Below are 26,121 nucleotides of genomic sequence, written 5' to 3' on the forward strand. Positions count from 1 at the left end.
GTAAGAAATCGAGGCAGTCGGCGCCGTCCGGTCTATGCGGAACGCGGTCGTCTGCACCGTTTCCATATTGCCTGCCTGATCGGTCGAGCGATATGCGATACTGTAGCTCCCGTCCTGCTCGAACGTCAGAGGCGCCTCGTAAGGCAGCCAAGTCGTCCCGCCGTCCAAGCTGTACGAAGTGGATGCGACGCCGGATTCGTCATCCGTCGCGCTCAAGCTTGCCTGAACGCCCGTCACGTACCATCCGTTCCGCTGCGTTCCTTCCAGTGCCGCGACAGTCGCCGGCGGCGTAATGTCGGCTCTGCCCCCGGCGTCCATCAATACGATGGCCCGGTATTGCGTCGGATCCTTGGCGCTGCCGATTCCGCTCCCCCACTCGATATAGCCGTCGCGGCTTCCGGCATCGTTCTCGTTGACGAGCATCGAGAAGCTGATGACGTTTCCTGCTGCCGGCTTCATCGGCTCGAGCTCTCTCCAGGGCATTTTTAACCGGTACTTCGTTACCTTCCGTTCTTCGTCCCGGATTACATCGAGATCGATGTCGCCGTTGTCGTGAATGCCGAGCGGAATGCCCTGCGGCGCGTTGTAAAAGTAAATCTGCGGCCCCTGCGCCGTAAGCGAAACGCCGATTTCATAATTGTAGGTAACGGTCCCGGGAATCCCTCCAGCCATACCGAATTGGATGCTGTCATTCTTGTAAATCTCCTGGCCGACAAAAGGATATTGGAAGGCGTCGTCTACGATATCCGCATCCAAATAAAAGTTCGTCTCGTCCCAGGACAGCTCGAAGCTTCCGCTTATATCATCCGGCCCCATGTAGGCGTCCGCCTTGATCCGGTTCGTCCCGGAGCTGAGATCGATGGCAACCGGATCGGCGGTGCCCCCTCTATAAACCACACGGTTAAAGTCGATGGAGCTGACGACATGAACGGGATCGTAACCTTCCAATACGACGGTGATATCCAGCGGGTAGGACTTTCCTTCCGCAAAGCCCGGCAGCGGGATGGACTCCGTTAAAACGGTGGAAGGAGCAATCGTTCTCGACGCGGCCGTGCCGCTTAATTCGCCGACGGACCAATCGATTCCGCTCAATACAATTGGCGTTTCGACCGCATGATTCTCGACGATCACTTGTACCGAAGGCGCTTCGCCGGGTACGGACGAAAGGAATGGCTTCACGTTGACCGCAAAAGGTTTTTGGAACGGAATGTCCGCATACACCATGCCGATCGGATGTCCGGCTGCGGAAACGAGCTTTCCGCGCACCGATACGACGCCCTCCCGATCCAAACCGGGAACGCGGATCGCAAGCGTCTGTCCCGTTCCCGCCGCCGCCTCGAACGGATAGATCTCTCCGTTTAATTCGAGCGTACCGGACAAGGAACTGTCCGCCGCATTAGCGACAGTCAGCTTCAGCTTGCCGTCCTCATTGACAAGCGACGCCTCGCCGGTCAACACGAAGGTTAAATCCTCATCGATCCCTTCAATCGGGCCGTGAATGTAAACCGCTTCGCCGTTCAAGGTCATATACACCTTGCCTTGTATGGGGGTGTAAACGGTCTCGTTGCCCATCAAATCGACGATGCGGATCGGGGCTTGCGCGCGAATGACGACAGGCGTGGGCTCTACCGCCCAGGCGACGCGAACCTCCTCGCTGCCTTTCTTAAACAAATAGTGATAATAAGAACCTGTCGCAGAAAGGTCGGCGTCGAAATCGGCTTCCGACAATTGCCGGATCATCACGGCATAAGCCGTGAAGGCGGGCTTCGGCGTATAAGCGCCGAGCCGGTCGGCTTTATTGCGAATAAGGCCGAAGTTATCCTCGTTATGCGCAGGGTTCGTTCCATCGTTCATGAAGTCGTACCAGTAAATTTTCTCGACGCCGTTCGCCAGAGAAAGGACGTAGCTGCGAACCAAATTGTCAGCCGACTTCTTCTCGCTTACGCCCGAAAGCGTATTATGCGTCGGCCAGCCGATTTCCGTAAGCCAGATCGGCTTCGTTTGTCCGCCATTGTACTTTTTGACAAGATCGTTTACGTCCTTGAACGATTTCACAATCATTTCGGGATCCTTCGGGTACACATACGGATGAATGGCGATCGTATCCATATAGTTCACGCCGCCCAGCTTCATGACGGATTCCAGCCAGGATAAAGGAACGCCCGCCGTCGACATGCCGGAAACGATCGTATCCGGATGCGAGGCTTTAACGGTTTCGTACGTTTTTTTCAAAAGCGGGTAATAGTATTCCGGCTTCGAATCCGCCGGTCCCGTACCGCGGTCGCCGAAGCCGATATTGAATTCGTTATACACTTCCACTTGCTTCAAAAACCGGGTGTATTCTGGCGAGGCCGGATCCGCTCCGTTATAAGCGTCCAGAACGGCCTTCGCATGATTGGCAAAGCCTTCTCTGCCTTCATCCGTATAGGGCGTGCTGTTCGCATCGTAGAACGGATTGGTATAGGCTAGCACCCAGAGCTGATCGAGCGCTTTTTCGCGAAAATCGTTGAAATACTCCGCCGCTACGGGAGATGCCGGAACCGTATAAACGCCCTTTTGTTTCTCCACGGAGTTCCATTCGGACGCTTCTCTCACATTTTTGATCCCGGCTTTGGCGATGAGGTCCGTCAAGTCCGGAATCCACCCTTTGGGAGCCCAAGTCAGATGCGTATTGACGCCGAACGGAGAATCGGCGATTTGACTGACGTCATACGGCGTCAAGACGGTGAAGGTCGTTTCCAGCGTGATCGGGTCGCGGTTCGCCGCTTCGGCCGCAGCCTCCAGCGTAAAATAGCCGCGCAGCGATGCCGGAAACGCGATCAGCGCTTCTCCGTTAAGGGGGGCTGCGACGCCGGAAGCCACCTGCGAGCCCCACACATCCTTGATCGTCCAGGAGACGGAGGTTCTGCCCGTCAGGAGCTTCATGCTCAACTCCTCGCTGCTTAAGTAAACGTTGCCGAGCTGGGACGGAGCGAACTTCGTCTCCCGGGTGCCCGCAGTGGCGAACGGACCGTCAGTACTCCATTTGCCGGCTTTTCCGGCCTCCAGCTTAATCGTATACGGCTTGCCTACGGCCAGCCCGGTTACCGTATAAGCGGTTGTGCTGCCGCTCACCGTACCCGCAAGTACGCCATTCGCGTACACGTTATACGTTTCCGCCCCGGCTGCGGGCGTCCAGTTAACGCCGATTTCGTCTTCTCCTTCATGCATAACCGTAACGCTGGAAGAGCTGCCCCATGCAGGAGCATCCGGATTCGTTCTGGATTTGGAAATTTGCAGATACGGCTTGTTGGCGGCATTTTCTTTGCTGTTTATGATCACGTTAATGCCGTTCTGTACGTTCTGGCTGATCAGGAAGCTTGCAGCTTTACCGGCTGCAGCCTGCCCCTTGACATAGGCGGTTGCGTCGAGCGCAAACCATTTTGGCGTCCGGTCCGCCGTAAACGATTGCAAAAAGTCGCGGGCCTCCGGTTTCGTATTCCAGGTTGCAGCGGCTTCGGTCCATTGTTCGGGCGACGCGCTGAACAGCTCATTCGTCACCGTCGTCCCGCCTCCGTCATTCGTTACCGCATAGACGTACAATACAGCCGAGCCGATATCCTCAATCGCGGAGCCAAGATCGAATTTAAGCAAGCTCTCCCGCGTCAAATCCACAGCGTTTTTCTTGACCAGCAGCGACGCGTCGCTGCCGTAATTCATATCCGCTTTGGTGCCGGCATTGACGTAGGTATCATCCGTCGGGAACAGCTTTTGCTCCGTAACGGGAACAGTTACCTGGATGCCCGGACCGTCGGTCGACCAACGGAAAGCGGGATCTGCGGCTTCGACCCGAAAATCGTAGGTTTCGCCGGGAATTAGAGAAGCCGCTTCATAACTGTTGACCGTCCCCGGGACGCTGCCAAGCTGTACGCCATTCGCATAGATCCGGTACGAGAATATGCCCGAAACATCTTGGGCAGGGGACCAATCCAGCCTCACGGAAGTCGGGCCTGATAGAACGCCCGATAGCTGCGCCCCCTCCGGCCAAACCGGCGGCTCCGTGTCCGCCGCGCCTGCAGGTGTATACGTGATGGTCAAGTAAGGCTTGTTGCTTGCTTCCATGCTGTGGAAACTAACGAAGCAATTGGCCAAGCTTGAGTCAACCAGCGCAATGCTCGCCGTCTGATCCGCCAATTGTCCGGAGGCGACGTATGCCGTTACGTCCGCGGCATACCAGTCAGCCGGCTTGTTGTTCAGCATCGTGATCGGACCTGCAACCGCGTTTCCTTTGACGGGACTTGCATTCCATGTGATCTCCGTTCCCGTCCATGCATCGTCCGCTACCCCGTAAACCGCAAGGTTTACCGGCTTGCCTCCCGGCTGCGCGCCGTCGGTTACGGCACCATACAGATTAAGGCTTGCTCCGGTAATGACTCCCGGAACACCGCTTAGGTCGAATTTGATAAACGCTTCCCGCTTATCGACCGCATTCGTACCGGAATAGTTTTTAACCTGAAGCGCGGCCGGCGTCGTGGCTCCAAACTTCGTGTTGGCATTGGAGCCTCCTCTGACGAACGCATCGTCGGACGCATATACGCGGACTGTTACCGGCGTCTGCGTTTCGGCGGACGGCCCGGCGAGCTCTCCGGCGGACGCTGCGACGGCGCGATGCGAAACGCCTCCGAATAGGCTTGTGAAAGCCATGACCAAACAAAGCAGACCTGCGATTCTCCTTCCGGCATACCGATGAAAAATTGCATGTAGACTCAACTTGGATCCTCCTTTTTACATGTATTGGTCAACGATTTGTTGTAAGCGTTTACATATGGGGTCGAAGCTGCTCTATGGAAGAAAATCAGCTTCCAACAAATACGTAACACACTCTCGGTGGTCGGGCGTATTTCATCGCTGCATGCAAACACGGAAGTCGCAATGGTTATGCAACGAACGGTGCACTTCGTGTAGGAAACCTCATTGTTTTCAGGCTGCCCTCACTATTCCAAAGGTAAAATGCTCGTTCCCGCCCTCTAGTTAGACAAACGCAACTATTCATTTCGTTTGGCTCACTACTAGTTGCGTTTGCCTCATTACCTCAAGAAAACAAGGATTTTCTATTTGAAATAGTGAAGTTTGCCTCATGAATAGTAATCTTTTCCTCATTATGGGAATCACTATCCCTTGCACGATCAAATTACTAGTCCGCTCACACCGACAAGCTTTCCCAAGTCTCCAGCCTGACGGCGGCTCTAAGCACCGTCAATCGTGAAGCAGAACGGCGCGATTGGCCGGTTTTCTCACAAGCGTCAGCTGGAGCGGCTCCTCCGGCGTCGTCAGCTTCGCTTGCACCGCATGCTCCTGCAGGCCGAGCGAAGCTTCCGGCAGCTTCGCGCCTTGCTCCGAAAGCGATAAAGCGAAGACAAACAAGGCTTCCTCCAAAGCGTGAAAGTCTATTTCCTTCGCTTCCCCTTCGTACAGCACGAAGTCGAGCCAAGCGTCCGAACCGTCCGAAGCCGTCTCCCAGCGGAACGGACCGAAGCCGTCCATCGCTCCGTACAAGCCTTGCACCGACAACGTCTTCCGCCCGAGCACCGCTTGGAACGAATCCTCGTCCAGCCGCTTCCACTCCGGCGCAGAGCCTGAGCAGCCGATCTCGATCCGGATCCGTAAATCGGAGGCTTTCATGCGGCCATGGATCGGATCCAAATTGACGTGCGTATCTCCTCCGTCCAGGGCGAACTGGATTCCGTACAGTACGGCTGCTTTCTTCTGCCCGCCTTTAAAAACCGCCGAGCAGAAATCGTAGCCGTCATGCAGTACCCGCAGACGCACATAACCTCGCTCGCCTTCACCCGTGCGGACATAAGCCAGCAAATTCCGGCACTGGTTCCACATGACATTGTGGTTGAACGATCCGATCGAATAATCCGCTGTCATGTAAGTATAGGACGTCCGTGTCCGAAATTCGGGATACGGAGGAAGCTCCTGCTGCAGCTCCCGTTCGCCGATGCTTGTAAACAGCCCGAACAGCCGGGACGGGCAGGCTACACCTTGGCCGTACCATTCGGGATCGTATGTAAACTCTTCCTCGCTTACGATCGGCACTTCGCCTCCGCAAGCCATATGCAGGAAGGACAGATGCTCAGGTGCAAGAAACGTATGATACGATCTGGCGTGCGGGCCGGACCACTGCTTAAGCGAAGGATGGAAGTGCTCGGCAATCATTTGCCAGGTCGTATCCAGCAGCTCGTTCGTTAAGCGCTTCACCTCCTCCGACCTCGTATAAGTCGCGAGCGCTGACAGTTCCTGAATGGCGACTGTGCTGTAGACCGGGCTGTTATATTCCAGAAACGCTCCCGTTTGCATCGAATAGTCGTACAGCCGCTTCAATCTCGCCAAGCCGTACTCCGCATAGGCCCGCTCCTCCAGCACCTCCCCGGCAATGATCGTCACGAATGCGCCCATGATCGCGATATTCGTGTAATCCGGGCCGACATTCCGCCTGATGATCGCCTCGCAGCTGTTGCGAACGGCTTGCCGGGTCGACTGCGCCAGCTCATCCGAAAGCCCATCCCCATGCCTGATCAAGATCAGCAGCAAGCGCTTACCGATAAAATCGGCCCAATTCCAGTCCGGCGGCGACATCTTCTCGAGCGGCTCCTCCCAGAACCACGACCAGATGCCGAAGGTCGGGGAGGCTGGATCCCCGTCCTGGAGCGAAACCATATTCCGCAGAATGGCAAGCGCCCGCTCCCGATACCGCTCTTCGCCGCTGTCCAGAACGGCCAGCGCGTAGTCAAGCGATTCTTTGGTGGAGTGAACGAAGTCAGCTTCCTTAATCGTCGTATGGTATCCCGGACTCGAAAACGGCCTGCGGAACATGCCGATTTCCTCATTGTAGTTCCGATGCTTCTCTGCGAGCGCTTCCTTGAAATGGGAAAACCACTTGGCTTCCGCTTCTAATACGCTTTTGTATGTCATGCTGGATGTCATCATCGCACCTCGTTTGTCGAAACCGCCGGAGGGGCTTCCTCCGGGCCCGGTCAGGCACCGGAACAAGCCCCTCCCCAGGGCGTGTCTGAATACTCACTCAGGGTCATCTTTCACCGCCTTTTCGCCCTATGCTGCGTTCCGTTTGCTTGACGTACCCCCCGGTACGCCTTCACAAACGCGCCTTGCCTAGAACGAAAATTCGGCAAAATCTGTTCCCTTCGGAGTATTCAGACAAGCCCTAAACGGTTCTGAATGTATACTCGGTTATTTCAAGTTGCTTTTATTTTTGTCATACCATTCCTGCGCCAGCTTCTCCACATTGTCCCCGCCGAGCCGCTTCCATTCCTTCCGCAGCTCGTTCATTCCCTCCTCGGGCGACATCGACTTGCCTCCCGTAATCACCTTCGCTTCGATCTGCTGAGCAATCGGGTTGAAGGTTGCGATCAGTTGAGTCAGCTCTGGGAAATCCGGGCTGAACGGAATATCTCTGCGGTATTTGTTTTTGAGCGCCAGCTCCAAGGATGTCCCTCTTAGTTTGGCGTAGGTTTGGGAAATCTCGTCCTTGGCCGCCATCGCAGGGAACTGCTCCGGTTTTAGAACCGAATCCATGACGATCGGGTATTCCAAAGCGTACGCGAGCTCCTTTTTGATCTTTTCCTGATCAGTCTTTTGTCTGACGCCGTCAACCATCTTAAAGTGAACATTCTCCTCGCCGTATTTGAGCGTTACCCAGCCGTCCTTCAGCATCCAGTCGATAAACTGGATCGCAGACTTGATCTGCTCTTCCTTCATCTTGCTGTTGAAGGCGGTAAAGATGCTAGGCGGCGCTTCCTGGTACAAACCGCTTTTGCCGTACTTGGAGCTGACCGATTCCAGCGGCACCATTTGCGCTTTCGGATCGTTCTTGACCAGTTCGCGGTATTGCGCCTCTATATCCCAGTTACCTAAATAAATGCCCGCCTTGCCGGTCGTCAACAGCTGTGTGGACCGCTGGAAATTCGTATCCGTAATATATTCCTTATCGATGAGTCCTTCGTCAAAGAGCTGCTTCTGGAATGCCAGAGAATCCGCGTACCTATCGAGCGTTCTGCCAAATTTCAGCTTGCCGTCCTCCACGTACCATTGGTTTTCGCTAGTGAAAAACAGGGAGCGGTAAATGCTGCTGGAAGCGTTGCTTAACGCGATCGGCACGGTATCCGGCTTGCCGTTGCCGTCCGGATCCGCGTCCTTGAATTTGCGGGCAACCTCTATTAATTCCTCCACCGTAGTCGGCGCCTTAAGGCCCAGCTTATCCAGCCAGTCCTGGCGAATCCACATGCCGTGGTTCGCGACCGTTTCGCGTGCAAACGAGATTGCGTACACTTGACCGTTAAAGTTCAAGTAGGGCTTCAGCTCGGGATGCTTCTCCAGATACGCTTTGTACGTCGTACTGTATTTCTCGATATAATCGCCGATCGGTTGAATCGCGCCCTGATTGGCCAACTGACTGATGTAATTCCGGTCATATTCCCAGATCAGATCCGGCGCCTCGCCGGATGCGATAAGGGCGTTTAGCTTCGGCTGCGCCTGGTTACGGGTAACGGGAACCCATTTGACGTTGACCGGCGCCTTCTCGTTAATCCATTTCGTCCACCGGTTGCTCTCATAGGTCCCTTCATCCGTCGCTACCGTGCCGCGGTCGAACATCGAGACGCTGATCTCCTTCTTCGGCCCGGCGCTTGCGCTTGGGCTTGCCGCTCCGGAGGAAGCGCCGGGGGAGCCGCTTGGCTGCTCCTTGGAAGAACCGCCGTCTCCGCATGCGGCAAGCATCGTCATCGCCATCGTGGCGGCGAGCACCGCTTTTCCTGCGTGTTTCATTTTGTTCATCGTTTCATCCCCTTAATCGATTGTTGGTTCATGCCGGGAAGAATTGCCGCCATGCTGTCTGCTCTTGTCTTCTGCCGCCCCGCTCCTCATTCCCGAACTTCTCTATATCAAGAGCCGAAGCCCTGTGATATCCGGCTTTCAGCCCTTGACGGAGCCGATCAGTACGCCTTTGACGAAATATTTCTGGAGAAACGGATAGACGCAGAGGATCGGCGTGACTGCAATGACGACGGCAGCCGCTTTGATACCCTCCGGAGTCAAAAGGATTTGCTCCTCCGCATTGTTAAGCAGGTTGTCATCCACCTTGCTGACCATCTGATACAGCTTTACCATTAGAGTCAGCTTGCTCGATTGGGTAATATAGAGCATGACGTTGAAGTAGCTGTTCCACCAGCCGACGGCGTAAAATAAAGACAGCGCGGCCAATATCGGCTTGCATAAAGGCATGTAAATTTGCAGCAAAATCCGCCAATCGCCCGCCCCGTCGATCGACGCGGACTCTTCGATCTCTTCGGGCAGCCCTTCCATGAATGTTTTCATAACAAACATGTTATACGTGCTGATCAATCCGGGCAGCCAGACCGCCCAATAGGAGTTCATCAGTCCGAGCGTCTTCATCAAAATAAAGTTCGGAATCATGCCGGCGACGAACAGCATCGTAATCGTGATGAACACGAGCAGCCCGCTTCGGCCGTACAGTCTTCTTCTGGACAAAGGATACGCCGCCAAAATCGTCATGACCATATTCAGCAGCGTCCCGACGACCGTAACGAGGACGGTGTTGGTCATCGCCTTGAACAGCTGCCCGTCGTCGAATAGCCGCTCGTAGGCGACGGTATTGAATTCGACGGGCCATAAGAAAACCTCGCCCGACGTAATCGCCCTTGTGCTGCTCAGCGATGCCGAAATCTCGTACCAGAAAGGAAACAACGTCAGCAGCGACATGAAGGCAAGAATAATGTAAGCGCTTGCCGACACGATCCGGTGCGAAGCTTTTTCTCGTGAACGCCCGGTCTTCTTGCCGGCATTCGGCAGTATCGTATGGGAATTTCGATTCGTCTTATTCATCGCCTACCACAGCCCCCGTTCCCCGGATACTCGGATGAGCCGGTTGACGCCAAGGACGAGAATCAAGCCGATCACCGACTGGAACAAGCCAATCGCCGTCGTATAGCTGTAGCTCATGTTTTGCAGCCCTACCCGATAAACGTACGTGCTGATGACGTCGGCTACATCCAGAACGGAATTGTTCTGAAGGACGAGCGTCTGCTCGAGTCCCACGTCCATCATTTGCCCCATTCTCAGAATGAGAAGGATCGCGATCGTCCCCCGGATGCCGGGCAGCGTGATGTGCCAAATTTGCCGCAGCTTGCCGGCGCCGTCAATTTTCGCCGCTTCGTAAAGCTGCGGATCGATCGAGGCCATAGCGGCGAGGTACAAGATCGTGCCCCAGCCCGCTTCCCGCCAAATACCCGAAATCGTATAAGCGATCGGCCACCAGAACGAATCGGCCATGAAGTATACGGCTTCTCCGCCCGTCAGCTTTTTCAGGACCAGATTGACGACTCCCGTACTAGGCGACAGCGCCGCGACGACGATGCTGCCGAGCACCGCCCAGGACATGAAATGCGGGATGTACAGCATATTTTGCACGATGCGCTTGTACCAGTTTCTGCGTACCTCATTTAAAAGAAGCGCCAGAACGATCGGCACGGGAAACCCGAAGACGAGACTGTACACGTTCAGAACCAATGTATTTCTTAAAATTCTCCAAAAATCCGGGCTGGCGAAAATCATCCGAAAATGCTTAAGGCCAACCCACTCGCTGCCGAAAACGCCGTCTGCAAACCTATAGTTTTTAAATGCAATGATTTCTCCGGCGACCGGAACGTATTTGAATAGAAAATAAAAACAAACGACGGGCAAAAGCATCAAGTATAAATGTTTATCCCGCGCCATTCTTCTCCAGGCCTTCCGCCTGGCTGTTCGTGGTCCTGCCGTTTGCGTCCCGGTCCGCCATTCCGTCTGACCCATCGCTTCCGTAGCCGGGATTCTTCCCTTCATAACGCCTCACCCTTCCGTAGCCCGCCATGCCAAGCTTGTCGTGCGGTACGATTTTGATTGTATGGAAAGGAGGAGGCAGTACGAAAGAGACGCGTTATATGCTAGGTGTCTTTTCTTGCAAAACGGCAGGTTACATTTCTTATGGTAGGTGAACTTATTTGTTATAAAAGGCCGAAGCGCCTACTCCGGCGCGGCTTTTGAGGCGAGCACCCAATCCCGGTATTCGGTTGGCGTCATGCCCGTATACTTCTTGAACGCCCTCAGGAAGCTTCGCGTATTCGTATAGCCGACCCCTTCCGCGATGTCGTTGATCTTCCGGTTCTTGTCGGCGAGCAGCTCTTTGGAGGCATTGATGCGGATTTCGATCAGGTAGTCGATGAAGTTTTTCTCCGTGTGCTCTTTGAAAAGCTTGCTGATATAAGTCGGGCTCAGCTCGAAGTTGTCGGCTAGCCGGTCGAGCGAAAAATCGCTCTCCGCATAATGCTCTTCGATATAGGCGAGCATTTTCTCGATCGCTTTGTTGCTGCCCCGCTGCATGCGCTTGTCCTCGACCTTCTTCGCCATTTGCCCGAGTACGTCCAGCACGATCCGTTCGGCCTCCTGCCAGTTGTTGCAGCGGTTTATTTTTTCGTGGAGGTTGCCCATGCCCGCAAGCGTTTCCTCCGTATCGATGCCCGTAGCCGCAACCGCCTGCAGCGATTTCATGACCAGCTCGTAGGATAGCTGCCGGATCAATTCGGGCGGCAAGCCGCCTCCGACCGCCTCCTGGAATAAAAGCGACACATAGTCGTTCAGCTTGCCGTGCTCCGTCTGCCGCAAAGCGTCCACGATCCGGTCCGTCATCTTGATGATGCGGTAGTAGTCCTGATTGTCGGTGCCGATCAAATCTTCTACGGAAATGACGGAATGGCTGCCGATCACCATCCGGTACTCGAGCGCCCGCTGCGATTCGTCGTACGATTTGGGGATGTCCTTCATGTCTCTGTAGCATCTGCCGACGCCTGCCGTAACCAGCAAACCGAACTGACGCTTCATAATGTCCAAAATATGCTCAAGAATCGCAAGCGCGCGAAGATGGTTTTGCTCCTCATCGCCCTCCGCAAAGCTGAAAATGATCGCTGCGGAGCCCGAGCCCAAATCGACGGCGACGCCCGCGTTCTCCATATTGATCACTTCCTCCGCTACATTGCACAACGCATAAGCGTAAAGCGTCTCGTCCTTGGGACTGATGCCGTCCTCCCTGGCGAACTCCGCCGTGCAAACGACGAACATTTCCGGGTAAAAACGGACGCCGGTAAATTCCAGCTGCCTGCTTACCGCCGCATAATCCGTCCGGTAGCCCGTCAGCATATCCATGACGATCCGCCACTTGAGTACGGGCTTCGAATCGCGGACATGCTTCTCCAGCAGCTCGCGGTCCGTAAACATTTGATCGAACACCGTCTCCAAATAGCCGAGACCGCCGGCCTGTCCCGGCTGTGCCGGCCGGAACGCGCCCGACATTTTGCCTGCCAGCCTGTCGAGCGGCTTGAAGGTTCGCCGATTGACGTAGAACAAAACGGACAGCGCCAGCACGACCATAACGCCGGCAATCGCGAGCATCAGGTTGCGCACCGATTCCAGCGGCTGGTACAGCTGGGTTTGCGGGATGACGCTGACGATCCGCCAGCCCGTATAGTCGGACGTCGTATAAAAGACGGACAGCTTGGCCCCATCCGTTTTTGCCGTAAAGTGCCCGCTTCCTTCGGAGCCCAATATCCGTTTGATGTAGGGAACGTCGTTCAGGCTTTTATATAATTGGGATTTGTCGTCATGCGTGACGATGCTCCCTTTATCGTCGATGATAAATGTATGCCCGCTTTGCCGGCCGCCCTCGTAAACGTCATTAATCATGCTGTACAGTACGTCTTCTCCAATGTTGACGGCGACAAGCCCCTTCCGGTAACCGGGGCTGCTGATCAGCGGATAAGGGCGGATAAGCGTGACGGCATCCTGTTCGTTGGCCCCGTCCCAAACCTTGTGGGTCGTAATCCATTTGGAGTATCCGTCCATGTCGATATAGTCCGCAAGCCAATTTTCCTGCGATTCATTCCGCTGGAGGAACGTTTTATCGGTCATGACGTCGCCGCTCACATGCGAATAAACGAAGACGGAAGAAAATTGCTCGTTGGCGTGCACAATCGTTTTGATTTTGTTCGATAACCCGAAGAAATTCGCGTATTTTTGCGAGGGGTCGTCATAGCTGTCATACATGAAGTAGACGTACTCCAGCTCCTGCGACAGGTTGAGCAAATCTCTCTCCGTCGTGCGGAACACGATTTCCATTTTATCGTCGATCTGCTTGAGGAGCGCGATGTGGGTGTTTTTCAAATCCTGCTCCAGACGGCCTACCGTTCCGAAATAAGACAAACCGAAGGTTAGAAAAATGATGGCGATGAAGATCGATCCGTAAATGACCATGACCTTTCCGGAAATGCTAAACCGCATGGAATCCCCCCTGCTAACGCTGATCGTATCGAGAATTTCACTATATCATTCTATGGAGGCATGAAAATACTAATATTTGCAAAATGAGGCTATACCAAAAAATCCCCTCTTGTCGGCAAACTCCATCTTTTGGGGACAGAATTGGCAGACAAGAAGGGAAACGCGCGATGAACCTCCCCTACTTACGCTTCGCTTAGAAGTAGGGGTTTCTTACCAGCCATACCGTTATCCTCTGCAAGCAAATAGGTTGGCTACTTGCTTTCGCTTTACGCGGAAATCTAACGGCATGGTTCCGTAAGCAACACTTTTGCAAGTGGGTGGGTACTCACCTTCTACTACTTCTCGCTCGACTACGCGATACGTAGATACTTGATCGTTTGCGTTTTGCCCAAATACCGGATTTCTCCATGCAGATACTTAGACAATATGCCTTTGCTCCCGTGTACATCCCGATGTTCCCGATAGCCGCAGGAACAGCTGTAGATTCTTGCAGAAGACTTCTTCCTTCTGCCGCAATAAGGACATTGTTGACTCGTATAGCTCTCGTCAATCGCTTTGATGCTTGTTCCGTGTTCTTCAAGCTTATAGGCCAGCTGCTTCCGGATTTTTCCGAAACTCCAGTTAGACAGCTTTTGACTCACGATCTTTCGCTTCGTCTTTTTCGTATGGCGCTGCACGCCTTCCACTTCGCCGATCACCACTTCTTTGACATCGCTTTCCACGCACCACTGCACGAATTGCTTTGTCGTTTTGTGGATCACATCCTGCAATTGACGCTCGCTTTTGCCGAGGATGTATGTTTTCGCTCGTTTGTATTTCTTCCATTGCCGGCTGCCCTTCTTGCATTTGCTCATCAGCTTCTGGAGCTCGGCCAGTTTCTTGTTCCGGAGCCGATGGATGCTTCTTGCTTTCCTTCCCGTAATCACGATCGACTGGTTTGCGGTCGTCGTTGCCGCAATCGAATGGATTTCGCCCAGATCCACGCCTGCAACTTCGCGGCCCTCGTTAACCGCAGCCGCTTTCCCGTCGTCATAACTCATGGACACCATCAGTTTTCGGTTAAATACCAGTTCAATTTCTTTGATCGCGGCATACGGGGAACGAGGATCGTAATCGGCTGCTGCCGCTTGCCGTTCTGGATCCCTAGACTCAAGGTTATCTCATTACCCTCTATTTTGAACGATTGGTCTACCCATTTGGTGTTGAAGTGCTTCTTGTTTTTGTAGGGGTATTTGGGATTCATCCCTTGGTTTTTCGCTTGTTTGGCACTATCTCTGGCAAACAGATATTTGTGGCAAACCGCCTGTACGGACTGGGAGTGCAAAGGGAATTGTTTCTTCAATGCCGCTTGAAGTGCCGTCTTTCCGATCCATTTCCCATTGTGCTGCAGAGAATAGTTTTTGGCGACGATCAGACACTGGTTCCAAATTTCCGCCGAAATCCGGTTGCATGCAAACAGCCGATCCAGATCGACTTTTGAAGCTTGAAACGCAGTTTTGATACATCGGATCAAGCTCTATCCTCCTCCTTCCCTTGATTTTCGATGTATGGTTTCAACACTTCCAAAGGCGCGCCGCCCACCGTGATCAGGAAGTACTTTTGTGACCCGAAGCTTTTGTTTGTACCCGTTGGAGCCACCCTCTCTTCTTTGGGAGAGCACCCGCTGTTCGTTCTCAATCGAATCTCCATTTTGCGCGGGTACATCGGGATAGTCCGCAGAATTGGTCGTGTAGCTCTGCACCGGATTTTTTCGGCTCTTGAACTTCCGGTACCCGATACGCTTATCCTGGAAAAAATGCCGTAAGGCCGGCTTCAGATTCAACTCCGCAATGCATAAGGCAAGGCTGTCTACTTCGCAAAGATAGGGGATTCCGTCTTGAACGCTGCCGGTGACTTTTGCCGCTTCGGTCGTTCAACATCCGTTTGATCCCATTCGGACTTGGTCTTGCATTCCGCCAACATCTGATTGTAGAGAAACCGGACGCAGCCAACTGTTTGACGAATCATCGTCTCTTGCTCTCGGATGTAGGATAGATGCGGAAACGATAAGCCTTATTCAAGCACTCACCCCCATAAGCAGATTATACCACAAAAAAGGGAATGCACGTTCCTGTTTTTGCAAGAAAAACAAATCGAAATGCACAGATTCATCCCCCACCTACACGCTCACTACGTGAGTATGTCTCGGCTCTTAAGTTAAACCAGACTCGTCATACCGCCGCCCTTGGCTTCTATGATGGCCCCGCCGGCTTCGAGCCAGATCGAAGCATAAGAAGGATTGTAAACGAAATCCATCGCAGCCGAAAACTGAAGGCGCTTAAAGCCTTTCAAATATTCCACGATTTCCATGTTCGTCGCGTACCAAATATCTTCTCGCCCGCCGGCCGACTCGCAAAATCTCTCGATAAGCTCCCAGCTATTGTCGTTATCGAACTCGTAGCTGTGTCCCCATACATACAGCATATAGAGGTGCTGCCTTGTCTTCAGCTGCTTGAACGTCTCCGTCAGCTCCAGCAGATTCCTATTATGATGGCATGTCGGGTTCCACTCCATCAAATCGTCCGGCATGCGGAAGTCGCCGTGGCTATTGACCGTTCTGGCGTATTCGATGCCTAGATACGGAAGGATCTCTTTGATCTCCCGGTTGAAGGAGCCGTTGGGGTAAGAAAAACCTCTGACGGGATAATTCGCGATGCGCTCCAGCGCCTTGCGGTCTTCCGAAATCTCCGAGACGAGCTGCTCCCTTGCGCATCTGGCTATAGTCGGATGTTTAACCGTATGTGCCGCGATTTCATGCCCCCGGTAAAGCTCCGCCGCTTCTTCCAGCGTTAAACGATCGTTCCCCCCGGCCAAGCCCGAGTTGAGATGGAAAGTTCCTTTTATGCCATGCTCGTTAAAAATCCGGACAAGCCTTCTATCGGCCGTCCTTCCGTCATCATAGCTTGCGGTCAGCACTTTATGCTTCCCTTCGGGAAACGTCAGCAGCACGTTCGTCATGTTATCCTCCTCGATTTGAGAGCGCGAGCGACAGCAAAATAAGCGTCAGCCCTTGCCCGTATAACGTCGGGTAGCACGGAATCTCATCGTAGGCCGCAACGCTCGGCATAACCGGCGTCCCTCCGGATACGCCTTGAACCGTCCCGTCCGAACCGATTTGCGCCATTACGCCCTTCAGCGCCCGATCTATCGCTTCCTTATAGGTATCATCCAGCCAGCCGAGCTTGATCCCGGCCAGCCATCCTGCGGCAATCCCCGCGCTTCCGGACGTTTCCGGATAAAATCCCGGCTGATCCATCACCGTAGCCCACATGCCTTCGGCGCCCTGATCACGCAGCAGTCCCTCCGCCAGCTTCCGGTAACGATCTGCGATTTCGTCTGAAGCCGGAAGCAGAGAAGCGATTTCCCCGGCAATCCAAGGACAGGCCAGCACGACCCATGCATTGGCTCGCGTCCAGCGGGCCGCGGACATATGATTCCGCTCCGCACAATTCCAGCCGTGGAACAACACCCCGGTTTCCGGATCCTGAAGCAAACGCAGATGGACAAGCAGCTGGAACTCCGCTTCCTTCGCATATTTGCTTTCGCCGGTCAGCTTCGCCAGGCGGGCCATAAACAGCACGGCCATAAACAAGGTGTCCGCCCATACTTGCTCGGGGAAGCTGGCATTTTCCGTAACCGTATGCTCGAAGGCGCCTTCCCTCGTGCGCGGCGCTTCCGTCAGCATCCAATCGCCGATCTGCAGCGCCTTCTCCAAATACCAGCCATCCCCCGTACGCCGGTAAAGCTCCGGAAATATCGCGTACGGCGCCATGGAATTGATAACTTTCGCCTGCTCGCTCAAATGCTTATTGCGTTCCACCCATTCCTGCAAATAACCGATCGCTTCTTGTTTTCCCACCAGCTCGGCATAAGCGAGAATCGAGACGACTCCGACGCCCGGCACCCAGTCCCAGCTATCCATATTCATGCCCCAGTCGGTTGCGGATCCGTCTACCATCCGGCGATAAACGCGTTCCGCAGCTGCCGCGAGTTCGTTATTTCCGTTCATATGCCCAATCCCCTCCAAGTTTCTTTCCTGCCATACTCCTTATAATGTAACGGATAAGAGTCCTGGCGACTTGGCCGTTTGTTCGGCGTTTATGGGGATTTTTCCGGAATATGATGCCGGTTAACGAACCCGTTGTGATAAAATAACGTTACCGATCGTCATTCCGTTTGGAAGGAGGCAGCATACCATGAGCTCACGCGGCATTTCCTCCCGCTATCAGTTGGACGCCGTAACGAATCGTTTTTTGGACGATTTTCCCGTCCATTGCCATTTTCGAAACGGTATGATCGGCCAAAGCGAAATGCATGCCCACCGGGGCTACGAGCTGTATTTCTGCCTGGAGGGCGACGGCAAGCTCTTGGTCGAAGACCGCGTCTACTCCTTGCAGCCGGGCGCCTTCGCGATCATGAAGCCGCACGTCCTTCACTTGGCTCGCGTCATCGGGACGAAGCCCTTGCACCGTGTCGTGCTGTCGATTGACGAGCGGTATGCGCTTTCCGCCTTCGACAACTCGCCCGGAATCGGCGACTGCGTGCGTGCCCTGTTTACGGAGCCGCAGCTTCCTTCCTCCTGCTGGCTGTTGCCGGCGGTAAAGGCGGAGGCGATCCGAGATGTTTTGCTTCGGCTAACCCGGGAGCTCTCCGACAAACCGCTCTATTACGAAGCGGCTATTCACCATCTGCTTGCCGAATTGTTCGTTGCGCTTGCGCGGGAGCAGCTTAGTCCCCCGGCCGCAGACGAAACGGATCATGTAACGTTTCATTTGGCGGAGCGCATTTTGCAGTATTTGGCCGCGCACTATGCCGAATCGATCGAGGTCAGCCGCTTGCATGAACGGTTCAACGTTTCCCGGTCCCATATGTACGATCATTTTAAACAAGCTACCGGTCATTCCTTGAACCGTTATTTGACGATCTACCGGATCAATCAGGCCAAACGGCTGCTCCTGGACACGCCGCTCTCCGTAACCGAGATCGCTTCCGCCGCCGGCTTCGGCGACCTTTCGCATTTCTTCCACACCTTCAAATCGGAAACCGGCCGAACGCCGAACGCCTACCGCAAGAGGACTGGAAAAAATTAGGGCGTGTCTGAAAACTCCGACGGGAGCAGATTTTGCCGAATTTTTGTTCCTCCATTAGCAAGGTTAGCTACGCTTTACCTTGCTGATTCCGCTACGGTAAACGCCACCGCCCAAAGAAGGGCTGAAACGTTTATCCTGGCAGGCAAGGCGCGGTTGTGAAGGCGTACCGGGGGTACGTCAAGCAAACGGAATGCAGCATAGAGCGAAAAGGCGGTGAAAGATGCCCCTGAGCGAGTATTCAGACACGCCCTAGCCGCCTAAATCCAGTTTTGGACTTTAGAGCGGCTAGTGTCAAGCATTACTTTAATTTGATATTTCCGGAAAAAGGCGCGCCGACCGTTTGGAATGCCGCTACTCCCGTCGTACGATTCGGAAACCCTTACGGATAAAACCATTCCCGTTCGATGACAGCCACAACCAAATCCATTCCCGTCCGTTTGAACGGCAGCGTCTTGTCGTCTTCCGTTATTTGCGGATCTTCGACCTTCGTATAGGTAAGAAACGCCTTTCCTGACGGGGTAATCATACAGTTTACATTCATGAATTCATACGGCCCCGTTTCGATATCGCCTACCCGGCGCCATGTGCCGCCTCCGTCTTGTGACAAAGCAGCCGTAAGCGGGGTGCGAAGCCCGTAATGGTGTCTGCCGGGATCATAATCGCTGCCGTTATAGAACAATACCAAGTCTTTGGTGCCCGGGATTCGTCTGATACAAGTACACGACTCAGGCGCCTTTAAACCGGAGGTTTGCGGAAGTGACCATGTTTCGCCGACATTATCCGAATAGGATAAAAAGACCGCCCCCAGCTGAGTCCGCAGCGACATGACGAGCCGTCCGTCGCCAAGCTCCGCTACGGATGCTTCCATCGCGCCCCGCATCGGCAAATCGACCGTTCCGCCAGCCTGCCTCCAGCTATGCCCTTCGTCGTCGCTCAGAAAGCAGCCGACCGTATTATGCTGGCTTCCCTGATGTCCCGTTCCGAAGTGATAGGGTAACAGCAGCCGTCCGCCGCTCAAAACGTTCATATGATTGGCGCCGCCTTGAAGCCATTGTCCTTCGCTTCGTTCCCAAACGCAGCCCGCTTCCCGCCACGTCTCTCCCTCGTCGGACGAACGGAATAGACACATAGTGGAACTGCTGCCTCCCTCGTGCCCGCGAAGACAATGAAGCAGCAGATCGCCGGAAGGCAGCCGGGATATACCGGGCGCTTGCACGTTATGATCGCCGGGCCGTACATCGACGAGCAGCGCTTCGTCCCCCCATGAGACGCCGCCGTCCTTCGAACGTTTCGCATAGATGCGGCAGAGGCCAAAATCGCTTCCGCCCTCGGCGCCGTCCTCGTATTTGTGCCAAACCAGAAGCAAGCGCCCGTCTTTCAGCTCCACGATGCCGGCGGTATCGTTGCGAGGGTTTCCCGCACCGGCTTCGGCTGCAAGAACATGCTTGATTTTTGCGTTCGACATGATTTCTCTCCTCAGCTTCCCTCAATCGGCAGGCAGGATGGATTTCGAGTCTCCCCCTCCTGCCTCGAGCAGTAAGATTACATTAAAATTTCAGTTTGAATTCATAGAAGTCTTTCGTAAAGAACGCCTTCGTTTTATTATCCTGGTACCATTTGGCAAACCATTCTTCAATGTTTTTGCCGTTATTTTTGTCCCAGACGCTTTTCGCTTCCTGTAACGCTTGGTCGATCGTACTGGAGTTTCCGGAAATGATCGACTTGGTCCAAATATCCCCGATGTTTTTCGTCGCATTGTTAAAAGAAGTTTGCAGCTCGCTCGGCATTGCCGGGACATGCTCCGGGTGCGTAAAGTCCGGCATCGGACGTTTCTCGTCCAAGTAAATGTCGTATGCCTGCTTCATAAGCTCCAAGTATTGCTTTTCCACCGGGTCGTTCGGATTCAACGTTGCCTGGAATTGACCGCATGAACCTTCCACGATGGGGGAGAAGAGCATCGTATAGGCTGCCGAGTATTTGATTTTCGGATCGGTTTTGGCCTTATCGACGAACTGCTGGCAGTTATTCGCGCCGATGTTCCAGTCTTCGCCCTTGATGCCGTATTTTAACGTTTGACCCGTTTCCTTCGCTGCCATAAAGTCGACGTATTTCATGACGGCTTCCGGATTTTTCGCATCCGCATTGATCATGCCGGTAATTTGAACCGGATTGGCCAAAATAGGGCTGAACTTCCCGAATTCGGTTTCGGGAAGCGCGATGACCTGCAGCTCCGCATTGGGATCCGCTTTTTTCAACGCTTTAAACGTTTCGACATCGGATTGATGAACGCTCGAGCCCCACGCTCCGATTTTTCCGGCGATGATTTCCTGGGCGTACAACCCCATGTACCCGGAGCCTTTTTTGGTTAAATAATCTTTGTCGATCAAACCTTCATCATACAGCTGCTTCTTGAAGGCGGCGGCTCCTTTTGCCCGGTCCCAGTCCCAAACCATTTTATCTCCGGAGATGACCCAGCCTACGTTCCCGAACATGCTGTCGAGCACTTGAATCGAACGGGAGCCCATATCGAAAGCGATCGTGTCCTTTTTTCCGTTTCCGTCCGGATCGTTGTCGCGAAACGCTTTCAATACCTGAATAAGCTCATCGGCTGTCTGGGGAACCTGCAGATTCAGCTTTTTCAGCCAATCGGCCCTCAGCATCAAAACATTATGCGGCCGCAAGCCATTAATTCGGCCGAATCCGTACATTTTTCCGTCGGGCATGGTAGCGGCTTTTTGCAGTGCCGGATATTGTTTCAGCAGCTCTTTATATGTTGTGCTATGCTTCTCGATCAGTTCATCGACGGGAAGAATCAGCTTTTGGTCATACAATTGATTGCGGAACGGCCCGCTGAACTCCTGGATCAAATCGGGAGCCGAGCCCGAGGCAAATAACGTATTGAATTTTTGCACCGACTCCGTTCTCGGGACGGAGATGACTTTAATGTTGGCCGGGCCGTTCTCGGACATCCAAGTCACCCAGCGGTTCTTCTCGATCGTGCCTTCCTCGGGAGGCGTAACGCCGGCATCGTAAGCGGAAATCGTAATCTCGGGTTTCGGTTTATCCTTGTCGTTTGTCGTCGGGCTTACGCCTTCGTTCGGCGACTCCTTCGCACATCCGGCAATACCGACGGCAAGCATGCAGCTGCCGATCAATGCCATTTTCATCGTATTTTTCCTATTCATCTAGCGACCTCCTGGACATCTTTTTTTTTGGTGAATCATTTGGGCGAAAATAGTCAACCTTTGACCGCGCCGATTAACACCCCCTTCACGAAATGCTTTTGAAGAAGCGGATAGACGGCAATCATCGGAATCAGCATGACGACCATGCCGGCGGAACGAATGGACTCGGGCGTCAGCATCTGCCGGTCTTCCTCCTGTATGTTTTGAAGCTCGTTCATCAGGTTGGATTGCGAGACCATTTGCTGGATGAGTACGGAAAGATTGTACTTGCTCGTATCGTTAATATAGATGAGCACATTCATAAACGAGTTCCAATGGCTGACGCCGTAGAACAAAGCCAGCGTGGCCAGCACCGGAGCGGATAACGGCAGGACGATCTGTACGGCCAGTCTCCATTCCCCGCAGCCGTCTATACGCGCCGAATTTTCCAGCTCCTCCGGAATATTCTCGAAAAATGTTTTCATAATCAGCATGTTGTACGCGCTCACCAATGCGGGAAGCCACAAGGCCCAGTACGAGTCGATGATCCCTAACGATTTGACCAATAAATAGCTCGGAATGAGACCGCCGGAGAAAAGCATCGTAAATACGATCAGCAGCGTCATGAAGCGCCGGCCGATAAATATTTTCTTGGAGAGCGGATACGCGGCCAAAATCGTAAACAGCATATTAAGCGCCACTCCCACAACGGTAATGATCACGCTATTGATAAAAGCGGAGGGTACGCGTGTCCCCTTAATCAGCGCCTCGTAAGAATCCCAGCTGAATCCCACGGGCCATAAAAATACGTCCCCAGCCAAAATGGCATGATTGCTGCTGAAGGAGAGCGAGATGATATAAAGCAGAGGAAACAGCGCGCTTAACGCCCAACCCCCTAGCAGCAGTGCGTTTACGCCGTAAAAAACTTTTTCCCCTAGCGTCGGTTTCATGATAGCCTCCCGTTAGAACAATCCTTGATCGAATTTGCGAGCCATTGCGTTAGCGCCGAGCACCAGAACGAGACCGATCACCGACTCGAACAGCCCGACCGCTGCGGTAAAACTGAATTGCCCGCCCTGGAGTCCCACCCGGTAAACGTAAGTGGAGATAACATCCGATATTTGCGAAACAGCAGGATTGGACAACATGTAAACTTTGTCGAAGCCCACATCGATCAGCTTGCCCATCTGCAGAATGAACATCACGACGATCGTCGAACGAATTCCCGGCAGCGTAATATGCCAAATTTGTTTCCACTTCGGGGCTCCGTCCATGGCAGCGGCTTCGTATAAGCTCGGATCCACGGAAGATAACGCCGCCAAGTATATGATTGCGGAAAATCCGGCTTCCTGCCAAACGCCCGAACCGAAATAGACCCCAAGCCAGGTCGGAATCTTATAGAGGAAAGGAATCGGTTCATCCCGTCCCAGAAGCGTCTGCGCCAACTCGTTCACCGCCCCGCCCGAGGAAAAAACCGTGATCACGATGCCGGTGACGATAACCATGGAAAGAAAATGCGGCAAATAGATGAGCGTCTGGACGATCTTCTTGTACCACCGTTTGCGAATTTCATTCAGAAGAACGGCCAGGAGAATCGGAAACGGAAAGCCGATCGCGAAGCCGACTACGCTGATTACGATCGTATTTCGAAGCACCTTCATAAAATCCGGACTGCTCCAAAGCATTTCGAAATGCTTGAATCCCGCCCAAGGACTGTTCCAGATGCCCTCCCGGAAATGGTAATCCTTAAAGGCAATGACGATCCCCCCCATCGGCAAATATTTGAATAGGATGAAGTAAATCAGGACCGGCAAAAACATCACCCATAGAGGGACATTGGACTTCCATAGCCTGATTCGCCCGGGATTCGTACGTGCTCCCTTTTTCGCAGCAGCGACTGCTGATCTCATTATGTCTGCTCCTTTACTTGATCGTCTGCGGATTTGTACTCACTATACGGAAAGGGGGACGTTTCGCACAATATACACGTTTTTTCTATGTAGATCGGACAAAAAAAGGCTTCGCTCCGGCCTTCCGGAGGAGCGTCCGAAAGCCGAAAGAAGCCGCATAAACATATTTTTACCGGATAGATCGGCCGGGAGAATTAGCCTTCCGCCGATATTTTCCTAAACTCGCCGGGCGTAAGTCCCGTCGTTTTCTTGAACGCTCGAATAAACGAAATGGCGTGAACATAACCGACCTTGGCCGATATGCTCTGCACAGTGTCTTGCGTATCCCTCAGCAGCTGCTTCGCTTTTTCGACCCGGGTTGCGATCAAATAATCCGTAATATTGACCCCGATCTCTTCCTTGAAAATCCGGCTCAAAAAACTGGGGTTTATTTGAAAACGATCGCCCAGCTCCGTTAACGACATATCGGGATCCTCATATCGCTCGTCCAAATAGCTCCTGACTTTGTAGATCAATGCCGTTTGGGAATTTCCGTCTTTTCGTTTATTCATTGCTTCGAATATTTCATTCATTTCTTTATAAAAAGATTGGTACAGCTCCCTCTCCGTCTCCACCGGCTCCATCATTTCATTCAAACGGCCAAGTCCGTTCTTCCAAATGGTTTTAAGATCGGATGACGTCTCTCCCATTTCACGGTCAACGGAAAACAAGACGAGGTTGAGCATGTTGAGCACGTTATCTTTGGAGGCATTCGATTCCGTAGTCTGATGGACGAATTCGTCGAGTATGCCCGACCACCGGGGATCTCCCTGCCGGAACGTCTGGGCGATCGCCCGCAGCGTCTGCGGCTGGACGACCAATTCCTCTTCGTTTATGTGATGGATGCTTTCCGAGACGATTACCCGGTTGCTGCCTAACTTGAATTTCATTTTGACCGATTTCAAGGCGGATTCGTAGGAATCGGCGATATCCTCAATCTCTTGCACCGGCATTCCGACCCCGATGGTGATTGTGAAATCCAAATTTTCGCGTACCCAGTCGGATATTTCCTGCGAAATAACTTCCGCCTTCGAATCCAACTTTTTGCAGCGAAACAAAACGGCCATTTGATTCCCCTGCAGCCATTCCGCCCATATCTGCATGTCATGCTTTTGCGAAACTTCCCGGAATACGCATTCGACCGCATATTTCAACAAATATTGGTCTCTTTTATTGTACGTCGCCGCAAATTTGGCGTAGTGGTCGATTTCAACCAAAGCGATGCAAGAAGGGTACCGTTCTTCCGCCATTCCGGCGATCCATTCATCGTTTCGGTCCGCATTTCCTTCAAGCAGTTCAAGAAGCAATTTCCTTTGACGATACTTCTTATTTTCTTCTCTATGGAGCTGCTGATAATCGAACTGGTCTATCAGTTGATCGATCGCGGCTTCGATCACGTCAAATTCGCCGTGCTTTTCATTTCCGAGGAGCTTCAGCCTTTTTTGCGCTTTGAATTGCTCCAGCCGGCCTGTCAACGCTTCGATCGGCTTGTAGTTTCTTCGGGTAACGACGTATATCCAATAGGCGCCGAAAGCGATGGCGAACACCCATGACGCGAAGCAAATATAGAAAATGGCCGAACTGAAGCCGTAAACCTTGTCATTGTTGATGGAGCTATGCATACTCCACCCTGTATATTCTGACGAAACGACAAAAGAATGGCGGTTTTTCTCTATCTTCCCTGCCGCATCGGCGGTTTCTCGAATGGAAGCGATGGATGCGTTGTTCATATCGACGAAGTCCAGAAGACTGTACTGGGCGTTGGCCATCTGCTCGATCATCGACTGAATGGCATAAGGACGGACATTTACTACTATCAGTCCTTGTCCTCCGGATATCGTCGGGACTTTACTTGTCAGCGTCACGACTTTGCGGATTATTTTTTCATTCGAGTACACGTTTATTTCCGAAACTTCCCGTAAATCGGACCACTTCGACTTGGGCGGATTGCGCAATGTCTGCATAAGGAATTCTTTGTCCGGAAATTGCTCCAAGGAAATCCTTTCGTCACGGGTTAACACGATATTATCTCGATAACGGTACAAGTAAAGCGAATCGATCAAAGGCGTCGCATGGATGATATTACGGATTCGGTCGCTCATTTCGAGAGAATCCAAATACTTATTCGTCTCCTTGGCGGGATCGAAAAATTTATCGAAGGCTACGTTGTTAAGGATCTCCTTCAAAATCAATTGATCGATAGAGCGCAGCGCATCGTCGACGCTCGACAGCATCTGCTTCGTCGCAACCTCATTTACCCGCTTGGCTTCATTCCCGATCGTCAAACGTACGGAAACGATGGAAATGATTACGACGACGGATGAAGCTATAAAAAAGACGGGAAGATAGGAAAAAAGCAGCCGATAGTACCATTGTTTACGCATTCGAACGCACCTTTTTCCGATAGTGGTTGTTCAAAAAGTCATCTTATGTTTTGAACACGCAAGGATAGCAGCCGAAGGGGAAGCGGCATCGTCCGCTAGGGCGTGTCTG

16 protein-coding genes and 1 pseudogene are annotated in these 26,121 nt (G+C 53.1%); 1 reads left to right on the forward strand and 16 read right to left on the reverse strand.

Annotation, left to right across the window (positions count from 1 at the left end; translation table 11 throughout):
* Positions 1 to 45: 45 nt before the first annotated feature.
* From DQG23_RS29370 to DQG23_RS29415, 11 genes and pseudogenes are all read right to left on the reverse strand, one after another.
* A pseudogene (locus tag DQG23_RS29370) lies at positions 46 to 4,683 on the reverse strand (CBM96 family carbohydrate-binding protein); the annotation flags it as partial.
* Positions 4,684 to 5,235: 552 nt separating this feature from the next.
* Positions 5,236 to 6,969: a hypothetical protein gene (locus DQG23_RS29375; RefSeq protein ID WP_113034614.1), complete on the reverse strand. Its 1,734-nt coding sequence runs from the start codon at positions 6,967 to 6,969 to the stop codon at positions 5,236 to 5,238.
* 264 nt (positions 6,970 to 7,233) lie between these two features.
* Positions 7,234 to 8,835: an extracellular solute-binding protein gene (locus DQG23_RS29380; protein WP_238178095.1), complete on the reverse strand. Its 1,602-nt coding sequence runs from the start codon at positions 8,833 to 8,835 to the stop codon at positions 7,234 to 7,236.
* A gap of 138 nt (positions 8,836 to 8,973) precedes the next feature.
* On the reverse strand, positions 8,974 to 9,903 hold the full coding sequence (locus DQG23_RS29385; protein ID WP_192894654.1) for a carbohydrate ABC transporter permease: 930 nt from the start codon (positions 9,901 to 9,903) through the stop codon (positions 8,974 to 8,976).
* Positions 9,904 to 9,906: 3 nt separating this feature from the next.
* The gene (locus tag DQG23_RS29390) at positions 9,907 to 10,899 is read right to left on the reverse strand and encodes an ABC transporter permease (RefSeq protein WP_238178096.1); all 993 of its coding nucleotides are present in this window, start codon (positions 10,897 to 10,899) and stop codon (positions 9,907 to 9,909) included.
* Between the two features lie 180 nt (positions 10,900 to 11,079).
* A complete protein-coding gene (locus DQG23_RS29395) occupies positions 11,080 to 13,386 on the reverse strand; it encodes a helix-turn-helix domain-containing protein (protein ID WP_113034615.1) in 2,307 nt (768 codons plus the stop codon).
* A 350-nt stretch (positions 13,387 to 13,736) separates the two neighbouring features.
* Positions 13,737 to 14,426, reverse strand: coding sequence for an RNA-guided endonuclease InsQ/TnpB family protein (locus DQG23_RS43125; RefSeq protein WP_238178097.1), 690 nt, complete (start codon positions 14,424 to 14,426; stop codon positions 13,737 to 13,739).
* An 8-nt stretch (positions 14,427 to 14,434) separates the two neighbouring features.
* Positions 14,435 to 14,899, reverse strand: a complete 465-nt coding sequence (locus DQG23_RS43130; RefSeq protein ID WP_238178098.1) for a transposase — start codon at positions 14,897 to 14,899, stop codon at positions 14,435 to 14,437.
* 335 nt (positions 14,900 to 15,234) lie between these two features.
* Complete coding sequence (locus tag DQG23_RS29405; RefSeq protein WP_113034616.1) at positions 15,235 to 15,393, reverse strand: helix-turn-helix domain-containing protein; 159 nt, start codon at positions 15,391 to 15,393, stop codon at positions 15,235 to 15,237.
* Between the two features lie 189 nt (positions 15,394 to 15,582).
* Entirely contained in the window at positions 15,583 to 16,383 is an 801-nt protein-coding gene (locus DQG23_RS29410; RefSeq protein WP_113034617.1) for a polysaccharide deacetylase family protein, read from the reverse strand.
* Between the two features lies 1 nt (position 16,384).
* Positions 16,385 to 17,434: a glycoside hydrolase family 88/105 protein gene (locus tag DQG23_RS29415; protein ID WP_113034618.1), complete on the reverse strand. Its 1,050-nt coding sequence runs from the start codon at positions 17,432 to 17,434 to the stop codon at positions 16,385 to 16,387.
* A 187-nt stretch (positions 17,435 to 17,621) separates the two neighbouring features.
* Between DQG23_RS29415 and DQG23_RS29420 the strand changes: the two genes are divergently transcribed.
* Positions 17,622 to 18,515, forward strand: coding sequence for an AraC family transcriptional regulator (locus tag DQG23_RS29420; RefSeq protein ID WP_113034619.1), 894 nt, complete (start codon positions 17,622 to 17,624; stop codon positions 18,513 to 18,515).
* A 379-nt stretch (positions 18,516 to 18,894) separates the two neighbouring features.
* On the opposite strand, the gene DQG23_RS29425 is transcribed toward DQG23_RS29420, so the two are convergent.
* The 5 genes from DQG23_RS29425 to DQG23_RS29445 form a co-directional block, all read right to left on the reverse strand.
* Positions 18,895 to 19,980 (reverse strand): sialidase family protein, encoded by a 1,086-nt coding sequence (locus DQG23_RS29425; RefSeq protein WP_113034620.1) that lies wholly within the window; start codon positions 19,978 to 19,980, stop codon positions 18,895 to 18,897.
* A gap of 82 nt (positions 19,981 to 20,062) precedes the next feature.
* Positions 20,063 to 21,700 carry an extracellular solute-binding protein gene (locus DQG23_RS29430; RefSeq protein ID WP_113034621.1) on the reverse strand — a complete coding sequence of 546 codons (1,638 nt, stop codon included), beginning with the start codon at positions 21,698 to 21,700 and terminating at the stop codon, positions 20,063 to 20,065.
* A gap of 53 nt (positions 21,701 to 21,753) precedes the next feature.
* Positions 21,754 to 22,629 carry a carbohydrate ABC transporter permease gene (locus DQG23_RS29435; protein ID WP_113034622.1) on the reverse strand — a complete coding sequence of 292 codons (876 nt, stop codon included), beginning with the start codon at positions 22,627 to 22,629 and terminating at the stop codon, positions 21,754 to 21,756.
* 12 nt (positions 22,630 to 22,641) lie between these two features.
* Entirely contained in the window at positions 22,642 to 23,589 is a 948-nt protein-coding gene (locus DQG23_RS29440; RefSeq protein ID WP_113034623.1) for an ABC transporter permease, read from the reverse strand.
* A 194-nt stretch (positions 23,590 to 23,783) separates the two neighbouring features.
* A complete protein-coding gene (locus tag DQG23_RS29445; RefSeq protein WP_113034624.1) occupies positions 23,784 to 26,012 on the reverse strand; it encodes a helix-turn-helix domain-containing protein in 2,229 nt (742 codons plus the stop codon).
* Positions 26,013 to 26,121 lie beyond the last annotated feature (109 nt).

The sequence above is a fragment of the Paenibacillus contaminans genome (assembly GCF_003285015.1).
In the GTDB taxonomy this organism is placed as follows: domain Bacteria; phylum Bacillota; class Bacilli; order Paenibacillales; family NBRC-103111; genus Paenibacillus_V; species Paenibacillus_V contaminans.

Excerpts from the sequence above, each read along its gene's own strand:
- DQG23_RS29430 (WP_113034621.1), bottom strand. The coding sequence starts at position 21,700 with ATGAATAGGAAAAATACGATGAAAATGGCATTGATCGGCAGCTGCATG.
- DQG23_RS29375 (WP_113034614.1), bottom strand. The coding sequence starts at position 6,969 with ATGACATCCAGCATGACATACAAAAGCGTATTAGAAGCGGAAGCCAAG.
- DQG23_RS29435 (WP_113034622.1), bottom strand. The coding sequence starts at position 22,629 with ATGAAACCGACGCTAGGGGAAAAAGTTTTTTACGGCGTAAACGCACTG.
- DQG23_RS43125 (WP_238178097.1), bottom strand. The coding sequence starts at position 14,426 with ATGAGTTATGACGACGGGAAAGCGGCTGCGGTTAACGAGGGCCGCGAA.
- DQG23_RS29380 (WP_238178095.1), bottom strand. The coding sequence starts at position 8,835 with ATGAACAAAATGAAACACGCAGGAAAAGCGGTGCTCGCCGCCACGATG.
- DQG23_RS29385 (WP_192894654.1), bottom strand. The coding sequence starts at position 9,903 with ATGAATAAGACGAATCGAAATTCCCATACGATACTGCCGAATGCCGGC.
- DQG23_RS29445 (WP_113034624.1), bottom strand. The coding sequence starts at position 26,012 with ATGCGTAAACAATGGTACTATCGGCTGCTTTTTTCCTATCTTCCCGTC.
- DQG23_RS29390 (WP_238178096.1), bottom strand. The coding sequence starts at position 10,899 with ATGAAGGGAAGAATCCCGGCTACGGAAGCGATGGGTCAGACGGAATGG.
- DQG23_RS29415 (WP_113034618.1), bottom strand. The coding sequence starts at position 17,434 with ATGAACGGAAATAACGAACTCGCGGCAGCTGCGGAACGCGTTTATCGC.
- DQG23_RS29410 (WP_113034617.1), bottom strand. The coding sequence starts at position 16,383 with ATGACGAACGTGCTGCTGACGTTTCCCGAAGGGAAGCATAAAGTGCTG.
- DQG23_RS29420 (WP_113034619.1), top strand. The coding sequence starts at position 17,622 with ATGAGCTCACGCGGCATTTCCTCCCGCTATCAGTTGGACGCCGTAACG.
- DQG23_RS29395 (WP_113034615.1), bottom strand. The coding sequence starts at position 13,386 with ATGCGGTTTAGCATTTCCGGAAAGGTCATGGTCATTTACGGATCGATC.
- DQG23_RS29405 (WP_113034616.1), bottom strand. The coding sequence starts at position 15,393 with ATGATTCGTCAAACAGTTGGCTGCGTCCGGTTTCTCTACAATCAGATG.
- DQG23_RS29440 (WP_113034623.1), bottom strand. The coding sequence starts at position 23,589 with ATGAGATCAGCAGTCGCTGCTGCGAAAAAGGGAGCACGTACGAATCCC.
- DQG23_RS29425 (WP_113034620.1), bottom strand. The coding sequence starts at position 19,980 with ATGTCGAACGCAAAAATCAAGCATGTTCTTGCAGCCGAAGCCGGTGCG.